Source organism: Geodermatophilus sp. URMC 63, assembly GCF_053502565.1.
This window is the reverse complement of record NZ_CP199956.1, coordinates 3,381,516-3,398,715: the sequence shown is the minus strand read 5'-3', so window position 1 is coordinate 3,398,715 and position 17,200 is coordinate 3,381,516. Positions and strand designations below refer to the sequence as shown.

The following is a 17,200-nucleotide window of genomic DNA, read 5'->3' as shown; positions in this document are numbered from 1 at the left end:
CGGCGCCGGACGCCGGCCGCACGTTCTGGCGGAAGGTGCTCACGGCCGCCGGACAGACCACGCTCCCACGGTGGACACTCAACCCAGTGCCAGGGGTGGCGGAGCACGAGGCACCGGTACCCAGTGAGCTGCTGATGGCGGTGCAGGAGCTGGCCGACCACCTGGCCGTCCACCCGAGCGCGGTGCTGCTGGCCGCGCACGCCCGGGTACTCATGGCGCTGTCCGGCGACCGCGAGGTGCTGACCGGCTATGTGGCCGGTCCGGACGACCGGACGCTGCCGTGCCGGCTGAACACCGGCTCCGGCTCTTGGCGCGAGCTCGTGCGGGAGGCCGCGCACGCCCGGGCGGAGCTGCTGGCGCACCGAGACGTTCTCGTCGAGGCCCTGCGCCGGGAGCCAGGCCTGACCGACGCGTCGTCCGAGGCCGCGGTGGACCCGGACGGCGTCGGTGGCGACCTGCCCGATGCCGCCGTCCTTTCCGTCAGCGCCGTCCCGCACGGCGACTCCCTCGGACTGCGGCTGCGGTACCGAACTGACGCCGTGGACGCCGCGACCGCCCAGCGGATCGGCGACTACCACCTCACCGCGCTCCGACTCATGACCGCTGCCCCCGGCGCCGACCCCGCACGGCAGAGCCTGCTCTCTGCCGAGGAACTTGAGTTCCAGCTCGAGGGGCTGGCCGGACCCCGCCGCGAGTTGCCGGACCGCCGGGTGCACGAACTGATGGAGGAGCAGGCCCGCCGCCGCCCGGACGACGTCGCCGCCGTGCACGGGAACGCCCGGATCAGCTACGGCGAGCTAGACGCCCGCGCCAACCGGGTGGCCAGGGCGCTGCTGGCCCGCGGGCTCGCGCCGGAGGACGTCGTCGCCGTGGTCACCGAACGCGACCTGGACTGGCTGACCGCCGTCCTCGCGGTGTTCAAGGCCGGTGGCGCCTACCTGCCCGTCGAGCCGCACTTCCCCGCCGACCGGATCGCCACCGTGCTGACCCGCGCCGGCTGCCGGCTGGCGCTCACCGAGCCGGGCAGCACCACCTCGCTCGACGCGGCCCTGACCGGGCTGCCCGGCGTGCGGGCGCTGCACGTCGGCGACGCCGCCGACGAGGGGCACTCCGCCACCAGCCCCGGCGTCGCGGTCGGCCCCGGGCAGCTCGCCTACCTCTACTTCACCTCCGGGTCGACCGGTGAGCCCAAGGGCGCGATGTGCGAGCACGCGGGGATGCTCAACCACGTCCTGGCCAAGATCGACGACCTCGGCGTCGCCGAGGGCCGGGTGGTCGCGCAGGTCGCCCCGCAGTGCTTCGACATCTCGCTGTGGCAGCTGGTGTCGGCGCTGGTGGTCGGTGGGCGGACGGTGCTCGTGCCGCAGGACGTCGTCCTCGATGTGGAGCGCTTCGTCGACCGGCTGGTCGACGAGCACGTCGCCGTGGTGCAGCTGGTCCCCTCCTACCTCGAGGTCGTGCTCACCTACCTGGAGGTGCACCCCCGCGGGCTGCCCGACCTGCGCTGCGTGTCGGTCACCGGCGAGGCGGTGAAGAAGGAACTCGTGCGGCGCTGGTTCGCCGCGCAGCCGGGCATCGCGCTGGTCAACGCCTACGGGCTGACCGAGACCTCCGACGACACCAACCACGCGGTCCTGCGGTCGGTCCCGGAGACCGACCGGGTGCCGGTGGGACGCCCGGTCGCCAACGTCGAGGTGCGGGTGGTCGACGAACACCTGGTGCCGGTGCCGCTGGGCGCACCCGGCGAGATCATCTTCTCCGGCGTGTGCGTCGGCCGCGGCTACGTCAACGACCCGGAGCGGACCCGCCGGGCCTTCGTGCCCGACCCGTACCGCCCCGGTCGGCGGCTGTACCGCAGCGGCGACTCCGGCCGCTGGCTGCCCAGCGGTGAACTGGAGTTCCTCGGCCGCCGGGACAGCCAGGTGAAGATCTCCGGCTTTCGGATCGAGCTCGGCGAGGTGGAGAACACCCTGCTGCGAGTGCCCGGCGTGCGCAACAACGCGGTGGTGGTTGCCGAGGGCCCCGACCACAGCAGGCACCTGGTGGCCTTCTTCACCGGCGACGAACTGCCGGACGACGTCCTGCGGGACCGGCTGGCCGCGTCACTGCCGGCGTACATGGTGCCGCGCGCCTTCCACCGCCGGCCCACGCTGCCGCTGACCCCCAACGGCAAGGTCGACACCAAGGTCCTCACCGCGCTGGCCGGCGAACTCGCCGCGGTGGCCGAGGGCACCGCCGCCCCGCGGACGCCGAGCGAGCTGCGGGTCGCCGCCGCCTGGTCGACGGTGCTCGGCATCCCGGCCGACCAGATCGGCCGGACCGACGGCTTCTTCGACCGCGGTGGGACGTCGCTGTCAGCGGTGAAACTAGCGATCGCGCTGGACCGCGCCGTCTCCCTGCCCGACCTCCTCCAGCACCCCGTCCTGGCCGACCTCGCCGCCCTGCTCGACGAGCGCGGCCACCCCTCTCCCGTCCCCTCCCCCCGAGCTCCGGAAGGCAGTGCGATATGACGTCCTCATCCCCAGCATCCCTCCTCGACGTGGACCTGCGCCTGGGCAGCCCCCCGGTGCTGCGCGTCGGCGCACCCGGCGACCCCTCGGCCTGGGCGGCCGAGCACCGCGGAGCGCTGCGCGCCGCCGTCGTCGACCACGGGTCGGTGCTGGTCCGCGGCCTGGGCCTCGCCGACGCCGGCACGGTCGCCGCCGTGGCCGGCCGGCTGACCGACCGGCTGGTCCTCGAGCGGGAGGCCTTCGCACCCCGGCAGCCGCAGCCCGGCAAGCTGTACTCGACCACGCCCTGGCCGGCCAACCAGCCGATGTGCATGCACCACGAGCTCAGCTACGCGCTGGAGTTCCCCGGCCTGCTGCTGTTCGCCTGCCTGACCGCGCCGGCCGAGGGCGGCGCGACCGCGGTGGCCGACGCGCCCACCGTGCTCGACGCGCTCCCGGTCGACCTCGTGGCGCGCTTCGAGCGCGAGGGATGGCTGCTGCTGCGCAGCTACAACGACGAGATCGGCGCCCCCTGGCCCGAGGCCTTCGGCACCGACGACCGCGGCACGGTGGAGGCCTACTGCCGGGCCAACGGCATCGACGTCGAGTGGCAGCCCGACGGCGGGCTGCGCACTCGGCAGCGGCGCAGCGCCGTCGTCCGACACCCGGTCACCGGGCGGCGCTGCTGGTTCAACCAAGTGGCGTTCCTCAACGAGTGGACGCTGGCCGAGGAGGTGCGCGAGTACCTGGTCGACGTCTACGGCCCCGAGGGGCTGCCGTTCACCACCGCCTACGGCGACGGGGAGCCGATCGGGGAGGACGTCGTGGCGCTGCTCAACTCCGTCTACGAGCGGCACACCGCCCGCGAACCATGGCAGGACGGCGACCTGCTGCTGGTCGACAACGTGCGCACCGCGCACAGCCGGGAGGCCTACACCGGGCCCCGTGAGGTGCTGGTCGCCCTCGCGGATCCGGTGCACCTGGCGGACTGCTCCCCGACGGTCCCGGTGGGTGCCCGGTGACCGCCGCCGTCCCGTCCTTCGCGGTGGTGCCCGGCGCCCAGGTGCAGCGCGCCCTGCAGGGCAACGAGAAGCAGGTCATGGAGCTGGTCGAAGCGACCTACCTGGTGCACGCGTCCGGGGACACGGTCAACCCGCCGTCGTACTTCCTGCGCTTCCCCGACCGGCCCTCGGTCCGGATCATCGCGCTGCCGGCCTCGATCGGCGGGGACGTGCGGGTGCACGGCGTCAAGTGGATCTCCAGCTTCCCGGACAACGTGGCGGCCGGGATCCCGCGGGCCTCAGCGGTGCTGGTCCTCAACGACCACCAGACCGGCTACCCATTCGCCTGCCTGGAGGCCTCGGTGGTCAGCGCGACCCGGACGGCGGCGTCCGCGGCACTGGCGGCCGACTGGCTGACCCGCGACCGCGGCCGCCCGGCGCGGGTCGGGTTCGTCGGGGTGGGGCTCATCGCCCGCTACGTGCACACCTACCTGACCGGCACTGGCTGGTCGTTCGACGAGGTGGGCGTGCACGACCTGTCCGCCGACAGCGCGGCCGGCTTCTGCGGCTACCTGGAGCGCACGGGCACCGCCGGTCGGGTCACCGTGCACGACAGCCCCGAGGCGGTGGTGCGCGCCAGCGACCTGGTCGTCTTCGCCACCATCGCCGGGCAGCCCTACGTCTCCGACGTGTCGGCGTTTGCCCACTGTCCCGTGGTGCTGCACGTGTCGCTGCGCGACCTCGCACCCGAGGTGCTGCTGGCCTCGACCAACCTGGTCGACGACGTCGAGCACTGCCTCAAGGCCGACACTTCGCCGCACCTGGTCGAGCAGCTGACCGGCAACCGCGACTTCCTGCTAGGCACGCTCGCCGAAGTGATGACCGGGCTGGTGACGGTGCCCGACGACCGGCCCGTAATCTTCTCCCCGTTCGGGCTGGGCGTGCTGGACCTGGCGGTCGGCCGCTTCGTACACGACGAGGTGGCGCGGACGGGCGACCTGCACGTGGTCGACGACTTCTTCACCGAGCTGTCCCGCTACGGATGACCCGGGGTGCCAACGTACGTACAGCCGCCCCAGCCACGTTCGGGGCCTGACCTGGCGCCTCTGCCCGGGGTGTGCCAAGTGTGGTGGGCGTGCCCGGGCGACGTCCGCCCAGAACACGACACGCTGCTCGGTGACGCGGACCTGGCCCGGCGGGACCGTCTGGCCCATCCGGCCGATCGGCAGCGGCTGACAACGGGCGCGGCGGTCGCCCGGCTGGTGCTGGGGGCGGCCCTCGGGACGCCGCCGGCAGCGCTGCGGATCGACCGGACCTGCACCGCCTGCGGCTCGCCGCACGGCCGGCCCCGGCTGCTGGACGCCGAGGGGCTGCACTTCTCGGTCTCCCACTCAGGCCACTGCGTCGCCGTCGCCGTGCTGCCCGGCAGCCCGGTCGGCGTGGACGTCGAGGAGGTCGGCCGTTTCGCGCCCGGCGAAGTCGGTGAGCTGGCCGGCTGCGCGCTGCCCAGCCGCGAGCGGGACTACCTGGCCCGGCTGCCGGCCGCCCAGCAGCCGTGGGCGTTCACCGTCTCCTGGGTGCGCCGGGAGGCGGTGCTCAAGGCCACCGGCCAGGGACTCGGCGTTCCGCCGGATGAGCTCGTCCTCACTCCGCCGTCCACCCCGCCGCGGGTGCTGCACCGGAACGGTTCGGAACCGGTGTGGCTGCACGACCTGCTCGCGCCGGCCGGCGTCGTCGCCGCGCTGGCCGGCGTGGGCCCCGCCCCGGACGACGTCGTCGACCGGGACGCCGGGCCGCTGCTGCGTCGGAGCAGACGGCGGCTGTCCGGACCGACCATCCGCAGCCAGCGGTCCTCGTAGCCGTCGAGGTCAGCTCAACCGCGCCGCCCTCACCGACCGGCGTTGTATCGGTGACCAGCAGTCCTGCAAGCAGTGGCCAGCGTCGCAGCCGTCCGGAGTCAGCGGCACGCTGCGCGGCTCAGGGCTCCGAGGTTATGGAGGGCGACCAGCGCGGCGTCGTCCCAGTTGCACAGATTGGCCAGCGCCGGGCGGAGGTGTTCGGGGACCCACTGACCGACTCGGCCGGCTCCTGCCCCGACGTCCAGCACGTCTCCCGCCCCGAGCGCATGTGCGATGGAGTTGTCGAAGCCGCCCAGCGCGGAGGTCGACCGGGAGCCGGGAGCCGGGAGCACATCAACACCACCGGCGGCGGCAATGCAGATCTGCGCCCCCTGTTGTAGGACCCAAAGTCCAGGAGGTCACCGGCCGCGACGTCGAGGACTACGACTGAAGCCGGCGTTCTGCCTTTGCGGTAGTGGGCGGCCCGGGCCTGGGCCTGGCGTCGTCGGCGCCACCACGACCCGTCGGTGGCGCGATCCGGGGTCGAAGTACAAAGCCGCCCCTCGGACACAGCTGCGTGGACACCTGCTCGGGTGCGCCGGTACCCCGAGTCAGATCGGGGACGAGGACAGGACCTCCTGCGCGTAGAAGTCCGAGGAAGAGCTGCCCCAACCGCCGGACGACCGGGACTCGCTCGCCGGCAGTCGGCGCGTACGCCCCCGTGGCGGGCCCCTCCAGGAGGGCCGCGGCCCACCCCTCGCGGGATCGGCGCGGGGCCCGGAGGGGAGCCCCGAGCGGCGGCTCACCCGGTGGTCAGCGTGTCGGTGATCAGCGCGCGGAGCTCGGCCGGGGGCAGGCAGGCCGCCAGGCCCTCGGCGAGCAGCCGGGGCAGCGAGGCGCCCGGGTCGGCGGCCAGGGCCCGGTCGAGGGCGATGTTGGCCATGGCGCCGTCGCCGCGCAGCCACGCGCTGACGGCCAGCAGCGTGGCCGGCGGGCCGTCGAGCGGCACCGGCGCGCGGCGGGTGCACTCGGTCCAGAGCACCTCGGCGGCCGCGGCGTCCTCCCCCAGCGCCAGCCCCAGCGCCCGGTCGCGGACCTCGCTCAGGGTCAGCGCCCAGAGCACCCGGGCCACCCGGGCGTCGGGGAGCCGGGTGCTCGCGGTGGCCGGGCCGGGGCGGCAGGCCGCGACGGCCTCGGCGACCGCGGCGTCGCACTCCTCCGCCACGGCCGGACGGCCCGCCGTGCGCAGCCGGGCGGCGTGCTCGCGCCCGGCGCGCAGGCACGCCTCGGCCATCGCCGCGACCCCGGTGACCTCCGTCGGCGGGGCGATGCGGGCGGCGAGCGCCGCCCGGTCCGCGGCGAGGACCGCGCCGCCGGCGACGGCCGCCGCGGCCAGCGGGCTGGCGCCCCCGGGCAGCGGGGTGCCGCTCCCGGGCTCGCAGCACGGGTGGGGGCAGTCGTAGTCCCACCAGCGGCCGGCGCGCACGAGCAGCGCCTCGCGGACCGGCACGTCGAGCGCGTCGAGCGCGAGCACCACCTCGTGCACCAGGTCGCGGTGGGGCAGCTCGGCGATCCCGTCGGGGACCCGGGCGAACGCCGGGAGCGCGGGCCCCGCGGCGTTCCCGGGCACGTCGTCGGGTGCCTCCGACACCACCGCGAGGAGCACCGCGGCCGGGTCGTCGGTGGCGACCCTGGCGGCCAGCGCACGGGCCAGCGCCGCGGTGTCGGCGGGGTGCGGCAGGTCGGCTCGCGCGGTCAGGCCGACCCGGCTGCCGCCCGGCCCGCGCAGGCTGACCAGCACGAGGGACTCGGCGGGGTGGAAGCCGAGCAGGTGGGGCAGTGCCGCGGCGACCTCACCGCTGTCGCCGAGCCGGATGGAGGGGGGCTGGGGTTCGTCCACGCCACCGACCCTGGGCTCCGGCGCCTCCCGCCGGGGCGCGTCGGGCCGGCCTGTGGACCGGCCGGCCGCTGTGGACGGCGCGGGCCGGACCGTCGGTCGAGGGGTGGTGGGGGCAGAGAGGTCCTCAGTCGAGGGCGGCGGCCTGCGCGTCGAACGCCTGCTCCAGGAGGGCGGTGAAGGCGGCCGGGTCGGGGGTGCCGCCCTGCGTGTCGGTGCTCACCAGCACCAGCGCGCGCCCGCCGTCCTGCACGACACCGACCAGCGCCGGGACGCTCAGCAGCCGGCCGTCGGGGCCGGTGACCGTGGTCGTGACGGAGGCACCCGCCGATCCGTCGCCGAGGTCGGGCACGTCGAGTTCCGCGTAGTCGACGGTGGCCGTGCCGACCTGCGGAGAGGTCACCTGCACCGACGTGCACCCGTCCCGGGGCGGCTCGAAGTCGGCCACGGCGTCGGCGGCCGGACCACCGGCGACCAGCGCCTGCACGGTCGTCGTCGTCCCGAGGACGGCGACCTGGGCGGCGACGTCCTCGTACTCGTCGAACGAGGGCTGGGTCCCCGTCACCACGTCGGCGCACTCCGGCGGGGACACCTCCAGGCCCTCGGCCGAGCCGCCGGCCAGCGCGGCACCCTGCGCGAGCTGCGACTCGGTCACCGGGGTGACCTGCGCCCCGGCGCCGAAGGCCTCGGCCGGCAGCAGACCGGGAGCGAGATCGGTGCCGTCCGCGGACGCCGGTCCCGCGCTCGGCGACCCCGCCGCGGACGAGGTGGCCGACGACCCGGTCACCGACGGGGTCGCCGCGGGCGAGGCCGTCCCCTCGGCGTCGCCCCCGCCGCAGGCGGCGAGCAGGGGCGCGGCGAGCAGACCCGCGACAGCGGCGAGGACGGGACGACGGCGGGCGGTCACGGGGCGGACGGTAGCCACGGGACCGGAGGAACCGCAGGTCGGTCGCCCGGACGGGTCACACCTCGTACTGGACGGCGCTGCGGGCGGCCAGGTAGGGGCGCACGTGCTCGGCGATGACCGCCAGGTGCGTGGGGTCGGTCGCGTAGCCCCGGAAGGTCTCGGCGTCGGGGAAGTCGGCGACGAGGATGGTGTGGGCGTTGCCCTCGACGAGGCCGGCGTCGGGCGCGACGCTGAAGGCCAGCGAGCCGGGCACCTGCTCGGGCAGCCGGCGCAGCGCCGCGAGGGTCTCGGCCCGGCGGGCCTCGTCGGCGCTGTCGGACCAGGTGAAGTGGACGACGTGTCGGATCACGCCGGCCACCCTGTCAGGCGGGCCCGGGATGCGGACCGGATGGGGTCGGTAGGGTCCGGCCCATGGGACGACGGCTGCGCATCGCCCTGCTGTCGTACCGGAGCAAGCCGCACAGCGGTGGCCAGGGCGTCTACGTCCGGGCGCTCTCCCGCGAGCTGGCCGCGCTCGGCCACGCCGTCGAGGTGTTCAGCGGCCAGCCCTACCCCGAGCTCGACGACGGCGTCCCGCTGACCCGGCTGCCCGGCCTCGACCTCTACCGCGAGCCCGATCCGTTCCGCACGCCGCGGCCCTCGGAGTTCCGCGACGCCGTCGACGTCCTGGAGTGGGCGGCCATGTGCACCGCCGGCTTCCCCGAGCCGCTCACCTTCACCCTGCGCGCGTCCCGCGAGCTCCTGCCCCGCGCGTCGGAGTTCGACGTCGTCCACGACAACCAGAGCCTCGGCTACGGGCTGCTGCGGCTGGTCCGCGCCGGCGTCCCCACCGTCGCCACCGTGCACCACCCGGTGGCCATCGACCGGCGGCTGGAGCTGGCCGCCGCCCCCACGCTGCGCCGCCGCCTCACCCTCGCCCGCTGGTACGGCTTCACCGCCATGCAGGCCCGGGTCGCGCCGCGCCTGGACGCCGTCACCACCGTGTCGGAGAGCTCCCGGCGCGACATCGAGACCCACCTGCACGTGCCCGCGGCCGGCGTCGAGGTCATCCCGGTCGGCATCGACCCCGCGGTCTTCGCCCGGCCGCCCGCCGGGCAGCGGCGCGACGGCGACTCGATCGTGGTCACCACCAGCGCCGACGTCCCGCTCAAGGGCCTGGCGCACCTGCTCGAGGCGCTGGCCAAGCTGCGCACCGAGCGGCCGGTGCGGCTGACCGTCGTCGGCACGGCGCGCCCGGGCGGGCCGGCGGAGTCCGCGCTGGACCGGCTGGGGCTGCGCGACGCCGTCCGGTTCACCGGCCCGCTGCCCGAGGCCGACCTGGTCGCGCTCCTGCAGCGAGCCACGGTGGCCGCCATCCCCTCGCTCTACGAGGGCTTCTCGCTGCCGGCGGTGGAGGCGATGGCCTGCGGGACGCCGCTGGTCACCACCGACGCCGGCGCGCTGCCGGAGGTCGTGGGCACCCAGGCGGGGCTGCGGGTGCGCGCCGGCGACGTCGACGAGCTGACCGCGGCGCTGCGGCTGGTGCTGGAGAACCCGTCCCTGCAGGAGCAGCTGGGCCGCGCCGGGCGCCGCCGCGTCCTGGCCTCCTACACCTGGCGCTCGACCGCCGAGCGGACCGCGGACTGGTACGCGCAGGTCCTCGAACGGAAGGGACGCCCGTGCTGACGGTCGACTACGACCTGCTCGACGTGCGGCCCGGGATGACCGTGCTCGACCTCGGCTGCGGCGAGGGCCGGCACGCCTTCGAGGCCTTCCGCCGCGGCGCGCGGGTCGTCGCCGTCGACTGGGGCGTGCCCGAGGTGACGACGACGCGGCAGTGGCTCGGCGCGATCGCGGAGGCCGGGGAGGCCCCGGCGGGCGCCCGCCACGAGGTGGTGCGCGGCGACCTGCGGCACCTGCCCGTGCCCGACGCCAGCGTCGACCGGGTCATCGCCTCGGAGGTGCTCGAGCACATCCCCGACGACGCCCGCGCCATGGCCGAGATCGCCCGGGTGCTCAAGCCGGGCGGGCGCGTGGCGGTGACCGTGCCGCGCTTCGGCCCGGAGCGGGTCTGCTGGGCGCTGTCGGACGCCTACCACGCCAACGAGGGCGGCCACGTCCGCATCTACCGCGGCGACGTGCTGCGCGCGCGGCTCGCCGTCGCCGGCCTGGTCCCGGGCCGCCAGCACCACGCGCACGCCCTGCACGCGCCCTTCTGGTGGCTCCGGTGCGCCCTCGGGGTCGACCGCGACGCCGCCGTCGTCCGGGCTTACCACCGGCTGCTGGTCTGGGACCTGACCCACCGGCCGTGGCTGACGCGGACCGCCGAGCGGCTGCTCGACCCGCTGATCGGCAAGAGCCTGGTCGTCTACGCGAACAGGCCCGCCGTCCCGCCGGTCCAGGGCGTCCTCACGGAGCGGGAGAAGACCGCTGCCGCGCGCTGAGCTGCCGGAGCTGCCCGGCGTCCTGGACGGCGCCGCGGTGCGCCGCACCGTGGCCGCGATCGCCGCGGAGCAGGGCCGCGACGGGGCGCTGCCGTGGTTCCGCGGCGGGCAGCTGGACCCGTGGGACTCGGTCGAGGCGGCGATGGCCCTCGACGTCGGCGGCGAGCACGAGCGCGCGGGCGCCGCCTACCGCTGGCTGGCCGCCCGCCAGCGGCCCGACGGCTCCTGGGCCGCGGAGTACCGCGACGGCGCCGAGACGCAGCGCGCGGTCGAGAGCAACCACGCCGGCTACCTCGCCGTCGGCGCCTGGCACTCCTGGCTGGCCAGCGGCGACGAGCGGCTGGTCACCGAGTTGTGGCCGGCCGTGCGCCGCGGCCTGGACCTGGTGGTGCGCATGCAGCTGGCCGGTGGGGCGGTCAGCTGGGCGCTGCGGCCCGACGGCACCCCGGACGACACCGCGCTGCTGACCGGCAACGCCAGCCTGTTCCAGGCGCTGCGCTGCGGCATCGCCCTGGCCGGGCTGACCGGGGAGGCGCAACCGGACTGGGAGCTGGCCGTCACCGACCTCGGGACGGCGCTGCGCGGCGACCCCGGGGCCTTCGCCGACCGGTCCCGGTACTCGATGGACTGGTACTACCCGGTGCTGGCCGGCGCGGTGACGGGTGAGGCCGCGCGCGTGCGGCTGGCCGCCGACTGGGACCGCTTCGTCGTCCCGGGTCTGGGCGCCCGCTGTGTCGCCGACCGCCCGTGGGTGACCGGCGCGGAGACCTGCGAGCTGGCGCTCGCGCTCGTCGTCGCCGGGCAGCACGACGCCGCCCGCGAGCAGGTGGCGGCGATGCAGCACCTGCGCCACGACGACGGCTCCTACTGGACCGGCCTGGTCTACGCCGACGACGCCCGCTGGCCGGTGGAGCGCCCGACGTGGACGGCGGCCGCGGTGGTGCTGGCCGTCGACGCGCTCGCGCAGGCGACACCGGCCGCGGAGCTGTTCGCCGACCCGTCCGCGCTGCCGGCGCCGGGCACGGTGGACACCCCGGGTTCGGCGGCGCCCCTGCCGGGAAGGGTCCAGCCGTGACCAGCACGTCCACCGGACCCGCCGCCACCCGGTCGCCCGCCCCGGACGGCGTGACCGTCGTCGTCATGAGCCGCGACCGGCGCGAGGACCTGCTGGCGACCCTCCCCCGGCACGAGGCCCCGGTGGTGCTGGTGGACAACGGCTCCACCGACGGCACCGTCGCCGCCGTCCGCGCGGCGCTGCCCGAGGTCACCGTGCTGGCGCTGGAGGCCAACGCCGGCGCCCGGGCCCGCACCATCGGCGCCGGGCACGCGGGCACCGAGTTCGTGGCCTTCGCCGACGACGACTCGTGGTGGGCCCCCGGCGACCTCGCCCGCGCCGCGGAGGTCATGCGCGCGCACCCGCGGCTGGCGGTGCTGCAGGCCCGCGTCCTGGTCGGGCCCGAGGAGCGGCTCGACCCGCTGTGCGCGGAGCTGGCCACCAGCCCGCTCGGCACCCCGCCGGACCTGCCGGGGCCGGCCCTGCTCGGCTTCATCGGCTGCGGGGCGATGGTGCGCACCGACGCGTTCCTCGCCGCCGGCGGCTTCGACCCGGTGGTGCGCTTCCCCGGCGAGGAGGAGCGGCTCTCCCTCGACCTGGCCGCCGCGGGCTGGGGCCTGGCCTACGTCGACGCGGTGACCGTGCACCACCACCCCTCGGCCCACCGGCACGACCCGGCCGCGCGGCGCACCGCGATCTGGCGGTCGAAGGTGCTCACCGCGGTGATGCGCCTCCCGCTGCGCGACGTCGTCCGCACCGTCGTCGCCGGGCTGCGGGCCGGCGCGCCCGAGCGCCGCGGCCTGGGGCGGGCCCTGCCCGACCTGCCGGCCGCGCTGCGCCGCCGTCGCCGGCTGCCCGCGCACGTGCTGGCCGACCGACGGCTGCTCGCCGGATGACGGCCCCCGACGCGCGGGTCGCCGTCGTCGTCATCACCCACCAGCGCCGGGAGGAGGCGCTGCTCGCGCTGTCCCGGCTGGTCGAGCTGCCCGAGCGGCCGCACGTCGTGGTGGTGGACAACGGCTCCACCGACGGGACGGCGGCGGCGGTCGCCGAGCGGTTCCCGGACGTGGAGCTCATCGCCAGCCCGGAGAACCTGGGCGCCATCGGCCGCAACGTCGGCGTCGCCCGGCTCACCACGCCCTACGTCGCCTTCTGCGACGACGACACGTGGTGGGACCCGGGATCCCTGCGGCACGCCGCCGACGTCCTCGACGCGCACCCGCGGCTGGCCGTGGTCACCGCGCGGATCGTCGTCGAGCCCGGCGCGCGCGAGGACCCGATCGTGCCGGAGCTGCGCGACTCCCCCGTGCCCGGCGCCGACTGGCTGCCCGGCCCGGCGCTGGGGTCCTTCCTCGCCGGCGCCAGCGTCGTCCGGCGGGCGGCGTTCCTCGAGGTGGGCGGGTTCTGCGAGCGGCTGTGGCTGGGCGGCGAGGAGGAGCTCATGGCCGGCGACCTCGCCGCCGCCGGGTGGGAGCTGTGCTACCTGCCGTCGCTCACGGTGCACCACCAGGCGTCGACGGCCCGCGACTCCCACCGGCGCCGCCGCGACGGCATCCGCAACACCCTCTGGACGACGTGGCTGCGCCGTCCCCTGCGCCCGGCGCTGCGCCGCACGCTGCACCTGCTGCAGACGCTGCCGCGCGACCGGGTGACCGCGCAGGGGATCTGGGCCGCCGTCCGCGGGATCCCGTGGGTGGCGCGCGAGCGGCGGGTGCTCCCCGCCCACGCGGAGGCCCGCTTCGCCGCCCTCGACGCCGTCCAGCGCCGCTCGACGGCCCGCCGCTACGTGAGCTGACCTCGCCGGCCCGACCCGGCCGGAGCGCCGGTGAGGGTGTGCGCGGACGCCGCGTTCTCCGTGGTGGAACGCAGCCTGAGCGCACACGCTCGGGTCTGCGCCGAGGCATGGGAGGCAATCCCCACGTCCGAGGGCCCGGACACGTGCGGAGAGCTTCCTCTGCCTCGGTCAGGTCGCGCAGGTGATGCAGGTGCGGGCGGCGGGCCGGGCGGCGAGCCGCTCGGGGGCGATCGCCCGGCCGCAGGACGCGCAGCGCCCGTAGGTACCGGCCTCCACGGCGGTGACCGCGGCGTCGACGTCGGCCAGCCGGCGGCGCGCCCGCTCCAGCAGCGCCGCCACCTGCTGGCGCTCGAAGGCGATCGTCGCGCCCTCCGGGTCGTGCTCGTCGTCGGCGTTGGACGCCTGCGACGCGGCGACGATGGCGTCGAACTCCCGCGTCAGCGCCTCGAGCTGGGCCTGGGCGGCCGCCCGCTCGGCCCCCAGCGCGTCAGCGCTCACGGCGGAGCAGCCGCAGCGAGCCGGTGCCGGGTAGCTCGGTGAAGTCCCCCGACGCCAGCACCCGGGTGTAGACGCCGAACGGGGCCTGCCCGCCGTCGGCGGGGTCGGGGAAGACGTCGTGGATGGCCAGCGTGCCGCCGACGGCCAGCTTGGCCACCCACGCGTCCTGGTCGCGGCGCGCGGACTCCTCGGTGTGGCTGCCGTCGAGGAACAGCAGCGCCAGCGGCGTCGACCACAGCGGGGCGAGCACCTCCGACCGCGCCACCACCGCGACGACGACGTCCTCGGCACCGGCGTCGGCGACGGTGCGGCGGAACCGCGGCAGCGTGTCGATGCACCCGACGGCGGGGTCGACCAGCGAGGGGTCGTGGTACTCCCAGCCCGGCTGGTGCTCCTCCGAACCGCGGTGGTGGTCGACGGTGACCACCTGCCGGCCGGTCTCCCGCGCCGCGGCGGCCAGGTACAGCGCCGACTTGCCCATCCAGGACCCGATCTCCAGCAGCGGGCCGGCCACCGCCACGGTGCGCGCGGCCTCGTACAGCGCGCGGCCCTCCGCGGCCGGCATGAAGCCGGGCGCGGCCTCGGCGGCGGCGAGCAGCTCCGCCGCACCGGCCGGGCCGGTCCCGCGCAGCCGGACTCCCCCGGGTCCCTCCACCGCAGCGGCCTCCGTCCCTCGTCCGGGGTCGCGCCCGCCGTCCGCCGGCGCCGCGGGCACCCCGGCCTCGCGCCGGCCAGCCTACGGAGGTGCAGGGGAACCGCCGCGACGACGGCCGGTCAGCGGGCGAACCTCGCCCGCAGTGCCGACACCCGCCGCTCGGGGACCGCACCGGCCGCCGTGCCGGCCGCGGTGGCGAAGAACGCGCCGGCCGCCGTCGTCACCGGGACGGCGAGCACGAGGGCGATCGCGCCGGCCAGCGTCCGGACCACCTCCTCGGCCACCACCGTGCTGGTGAGGGTGACCCCGGCCGGCCGGGAGTAGAGCTCGAAGAGCAGCAGCAGCGGCAGCGCGGCCCCGGCGTAGGCGAAGACGATCGTGTAGACGGTCGAGGCGATGTGGTCGCGGCCCACCGCCATGCCGCGGCGGTAGAGCTCCCGCCAGCCCATCGCCGGGTCCACCTCGTGCAGCTGCCACATCGCCGAGGCCTGGGTGATCGTCACGTCGTTGAGCACGCCCAGCCCGGCGACGACGCAGCCGGCGATGACCAGGCCGGAGAAGTCCAGCGTCGGGTCGTAGGTCGCGAGCGCTGTGGTCTCCTCGCTGGTCAGGCCGGTCAGCCGGGCCACCCCGACGCAGACCGACCCGAGCACGGTCACCAGGCCCAGGCCGAACAGGGTGCCGATCAGCGCGGTCGTCGTCCGGGCGGAGAAGCCGTGCGCCAGGTACAGGACGACGAACATGATCGCCGCCGAGCCGACCAGGCTGACCAGCGTCGGCGAGGCACCGGTCAGCAGCGCGGGCATGACGAACTGCAGGAGGACGACGAAGGAGAAGGCGAGCCCCACCAGCGCGGCCAGCCCCCGCAGCCGGGCGACGGCCACGGTCACCAGCGCGAAGGCGACGGCGAGCACCACCATCGGCGTCGTCCGCGCGAAGTCGTAGAACTGGTAGCTCACCCCGCCGTCGGCGCCGGCGTCGCGGGTGAGCACGACGGTGTCGCCCTCGGCCACCCCGTTGGCGACGACGTCGGCCTGCAGGTCGACCTGCTGGTAGTCACCGGCGCCCTCCCCCTCGAGCACCTCGACGACGGCGGTGGCGCAGGTGGCCTGCCCGGCGCCGGTGTCCCCGCAGGGCAGGGTCTGCAGCGAGACGACCCGGGCGTCGGGGTAGGTCTGGCCCGGGGGCAGGTAGGTCTCGGCGACCTGCTGCGCCTGCGTGGGCTCGTCGCCGGGCCAGAGCACGACCAGCCCGACCACCGTGGCCAGCCCGGCCGGGACGAGCAGCAGGAGCATCAGCCAGACGGCGCGCCGGCGGCGGGTCAGGACCTCCAGGTCCGCCGGCGGGGCGTCGGTCCCGGAGCCGTGCGAGTGGGTGTGCGGGTGGGTGTGCGAGGGGGTGGCGGGCACCCGGTCAGGCTAGGAGCAGCACCGCCCCCGCCCCCGGCGACACCACGGTCAGGCGCTGCGCCCGTCGGGACCGTCGGGCCGGCGCGACGGCGCCCCGGACGGCGGCGCACCACCGGCGTCGGCCGGGCCGGCAGCGGGGTCGACCACCTCGAAGCGCCGCCACAGGCCGGTCAGCTGCAGCGGCCGGACGACGGTGACCGGCGGCTCGACGAGCGCGACGGTGACCGCCCGCGGCTGGGTCATCCGCTGCAGCTGGATGAGCACGGCCATCCCGGCCGAGTTCATGAACGTCACCCCGCTCAGCTGCAGCTCCAGCCGGCGCAGCGTGGGCACCGACAGCAGCTGGTCGGTGACGACCCGGACCAGCGGCCGGCGGGCGGCCTCGGTCAGCTCCCCGGTGACGGTGACGCAGCTGACGTCGCCGTCGAGCGTCGCGGTCACCTGCGGGCCGTCCCCGGGGTGGCCGGCCCGGTCCTGGTCCTGTGCCGGGTCGTGGTCCTGCGCTGGGGCCTGGTCCTGGGCCGGTCCGCCGGGAGGTGCGTCCTCGTCCATGCCGGGGGACTTCCCGCCCGCGCGGCCGTCCATGCCTGGACGGGAACAAAGTCCGCGGATGGATGTTTACATAGGTGCGCGCCCGAGGTAATCTCCAGTTGCCACTAGAGGTCTTACCTCGGGCAGCGAACACACACCGGATCCACCAGGAGGTGCACCAGTCATGATGCTGACCGCCTACGACCCGTTCGCCGCCACGTCCGCCGCGTTCCGCGCGCTGGACCAGCTCGCTGGCCGTCCGGGCACCGCCCGCGCCCTGTCGGGCATGCCGATGGACGCCTACCGGGTCGGCGACAAGTTCGTCGCCCACTTCGACCTGCCGGGTGTCGACCCGGGCTCGATCGACCTGTCGGTGGAGGGCACGACCCTCACCGTCAGCGCCGAGCGCTCGGTGCCGCAGCTGGAGAACGCCGAGTGGGCCGTCGCCGAGCGCCCGTACGGCGCCTACACCCGGCAGCTGGTGCTGGGCCGCAGCCTCGACACCGACCGGCTCGAGGCCAGCTACCACGACGGCGTGCTCACCGTGAGCATCCCGGTGGCGGAGAAGGCCCGCGCCCGCAAGATCACCGTGACCCGGGCCGACGTGCCGACCGCGGTGGAGGGCCGGACCATCGAGCACGAGTCCGGTGAGCAGCGGGCCGTCGAGAAGTGACGGCAGCACGCTGATCGCACGATCGGCGAC

At 76.0% G+C, this 17,200-nt stretch carries 17 protein-coding genes and 1 pseudogene; 10 read left to right on the top strand and 8 right to left on the bottom strand.

Features of this window, described 5'->3' with window-relative positions; translation table 11 throughout:
- Window positions 1–86: 86 nt before the first annotated feature.
- The 4 genes from ACWIZO_RS16695 (at window position 87) to ACWIZO_RS16680 (ending at window position 5,349) form a co-directional block, all read left to right on the top strand.
- Window positions 87–2,510, top strand: coding sequence for a non-ribosomal peptide synthetase (locus ACWIZO_RS16695; protein WP_448638768.1), 2,424 nt, complete (start codon window positions 87–89; stop codon window positions 2,508–2,510).
- A 29-nt stretch (window positions 2,511–2,539) separates the two neighbouring features.
- Window positions 2,540–3,511, top strand: coding sequence for a TauD/TfdA family dioxygenase (locus ACWIZO_RS16690; protein ID WP_448638767.1), 972 nt, complete (start codon window positions 2,540–2,542; stop codon window positions 3,509–3,511).
- A complete protein-coding gene (gene sbnB / locus ACWIZO_RS16685; RefSeq protein ID WP_448638766.1) occupies window positions 3,508–4,536 on the top strand; it encodes a 2,3-diaminopropionate biosynthesis protein SbnB in 1,029 nt (342 codons plus the stop codon). The genes ACWIZO_RS16690 and sbnB overlap by 4 nt, the downstream gene beginning before the upstream one ends.
- Before the next feature lie 78 nt (window positions 4,537–4,614).
- Window positions 4,615–5,349, top strand: a complete 735-nt coding sequence (locus tag ACWIZO_RS16680; protein ID WP_448638765.1) for a 4'-phosphopantetheinyl transferase family protein — start codon at window positions 4,615–4,617, stop codon at window positions 5,347–5,349.
- A gap of 98 nt (window positions 5,350–5,447) precedes the next feature.
- Here the strand turns inward: ACWIZO_RS16680 and ACWIZO_RS16675 are convergent.
- From ACWIZO_RS16675 to ACWIZO_RS16660, 4 genes and pseudogenes are all read right to left on the bottom strand, one after another.
- Window positions 5,448–5,717 (bottom strand): annotated as a pseudogene (locus ACWIZO_RS16675) (hypothetical protein); the annotation flags it as partial.
- Between the two features lie 413 nt (window positions 5,718–6,130).
- The gene (locus ACWIZO_RS16670; RefSeq protein WP_448638764.1) at window positions 6,131–7,228 is read right to left on the bottom strand and encodes a DUF4192 domain-containing protein; all 1,098 of its coding nucleotides are present in this window, start codon (window positions 7,226–7,228) and stop codon (window positions 6,131–6,133) included.
- Window positions 7,229–7,352: 124 nt separating this feature from the next.
- A complete protein-coding gene (locus ACWIZO_RS16665; RefSeq protein ID WP_448638763.1) occupies window positions 7,353–8,132 on the bottom strand; it encodes a hypothetical protein in 780 nt (259 codons plus the stop codon).
- Between the two features lie 55 nt (window positions 8,133–8,187).
- Window positions 8,188–8,481: a Dabb family protein gene (locus ACWIZO_RS16660; RefSeq protein ID WP_448638762.1), complete on the bottom strand. Its 294-nt coding sequence runs from the start codon at window positions 8,479–8,481 to the stop codon at window positions 8,188–8,190.
- A gap of 62 nt (window positions 8,482–8,543) precedes the next feature.
- Between ACWIZO_RS16660 and ACWIZO_RS16655 the strand changes: the two genes are divergently transcribed.
- From ACWIZO_RS16655 to ACWIZO_RS16635, 5 genes are read left to right on the top strand one after another with little or no spacing between them, the layout of a single operon-like run.
- Window positions 8,544–9,797: a glycosyltransferase family 4 protein gene (locus ACWIZO_RS16655; RefSeq protein ID WP_448638761.1), complete on the top strand. Its 1,254-nt coding sequence runs from the start codon at window positions 8,544–8,546 to the stop codon at window positions 9,795–9,797.
- Entirely contained in the window at window positions 9,791–10,555 is a 765-nt protein-coding gene (locus tag ACWIZO_RS16650; RefSeq protein ID WP_448638760.1) for a class I SAM-dependent methyltransferase, read from the top strand. Before ACWIZO_RS16655 ends, ACWIZO_RS16650 begins: the two co-directional genes overlap by 7 nt.
- Before the next feature lie 37 nt (window positions 10,556–10,592).
- The gene (locus tag ACWIZO_RS16645) at window positions 10,593–11,630 is read left to right on the top strand and encodes a prenyltransferase (protein WP_448638759.1); all 1,038 of its coding nucleotides are present in this window, start codon (window positions 10,593–10,595) and stop codon (window positions 11,628–11,630) included.
- Entirely contained in the window at window positions 11,627–12,505 is an 879-nt protein-coding gene (locus ACWIZO_RS16640; protein WP_448638758.1) for a glycosyltransferase family 2 protein, read from the top strand. Before ACWIZO_RS16645 ends, ACWIZO_RS16640 begins: the two co-directional genes overlap by 4 nt.
- Window positions 12,502–13,404 (top strand): glycosyltransferase family 2 protein, encoded by a 903-nt coding sequence (locus ACWIZO_RS16635; RefSeq protein ID WP_448638757.1) that lies wholly within the window; start codon window positions 12,502–12,504, stop codon window positions 13,402–13,404. The genes ACWIZO_RS16640 and ACWIZO_RS16635 overlap by 4 nt, the downstream gene beginning before the upstream one ends.
- A 168-nt stretch (window positions 13,405–13,572) precedes the next feature.
- Here the strand turns inward: ACWIZO_RS16635 and ACWIZO_RS16630 are convergent, their stop codons facing one another.
- The 4 genes from ACWIZO_RS16630 to ACWIZO_RS16615 form a co-directional block, all read right to left on the bottom strand.
- Window positions 13,573–13,902: a TraR/DksA family transcriptional regulator gene (locus tag ACWIZO_RS16630; RefSeq protein ID WP_448638756.1), complete on the bottom strand. Its 330-nt coding sequence runs from the start codon at window positions 13,900–13,902 to the stop codon at window positions 13,573–13,575.
- Window positions 13,892–14,557, bottom strand: coding sequence for a class I SAM-dependent methyltransferase (locus ACWIZO_RS16625; protein WP_448638755.1), 666 nt, complete (start codon window positions 14,555–14,557; stop codon window positions 13,892–13,894). The genes ACWIZO_RS16630 and ACWIZO_RS16625 overlap by 11 nt, the downstream gene beginning before the upstream one ends.
- 119 nt (window positions 14,558–14,676) lie before the next feature.
- A complete protein-coding gene (locus ACWIZO_RS16620; protein WP_448638754.1) occupies window positions 14,677–15,966 on the bottom strand; it encodes a YibE/F family protein in 1,290 nt (429 codons plus the stop codon).
- A 48-nt stretch (window positions 15,967–16,014) separates the two neighbouring features.
- A complete protein-coding gene (locus tag ACWIZO_RS16615; RefSeq protein WP_448638753.1) occupies window positions 16,015–16,551 on the bottom strand; it encodes an STAS domain-containing protein in 537 nt (178 codons plus the stop codon).
- Window positions 16,552–16,681: 130 nt separating this feature from the next.
- On the opposite strand from ACWIZO_RS16615, the gene ACWIZO_RS16610 reads away from it, so the two are divergent.
- Entirely contained in the window at window positions 16,682–17,170 is a 489-nt protein-coding gene (locus ACWIZO_RS16610; protein WP_446759810.1) for an Hsp20/alpha crystallin family protein, read from the top strand.
- Window positions 17,171–17,200: the final 30 nt, after the last annotated feature.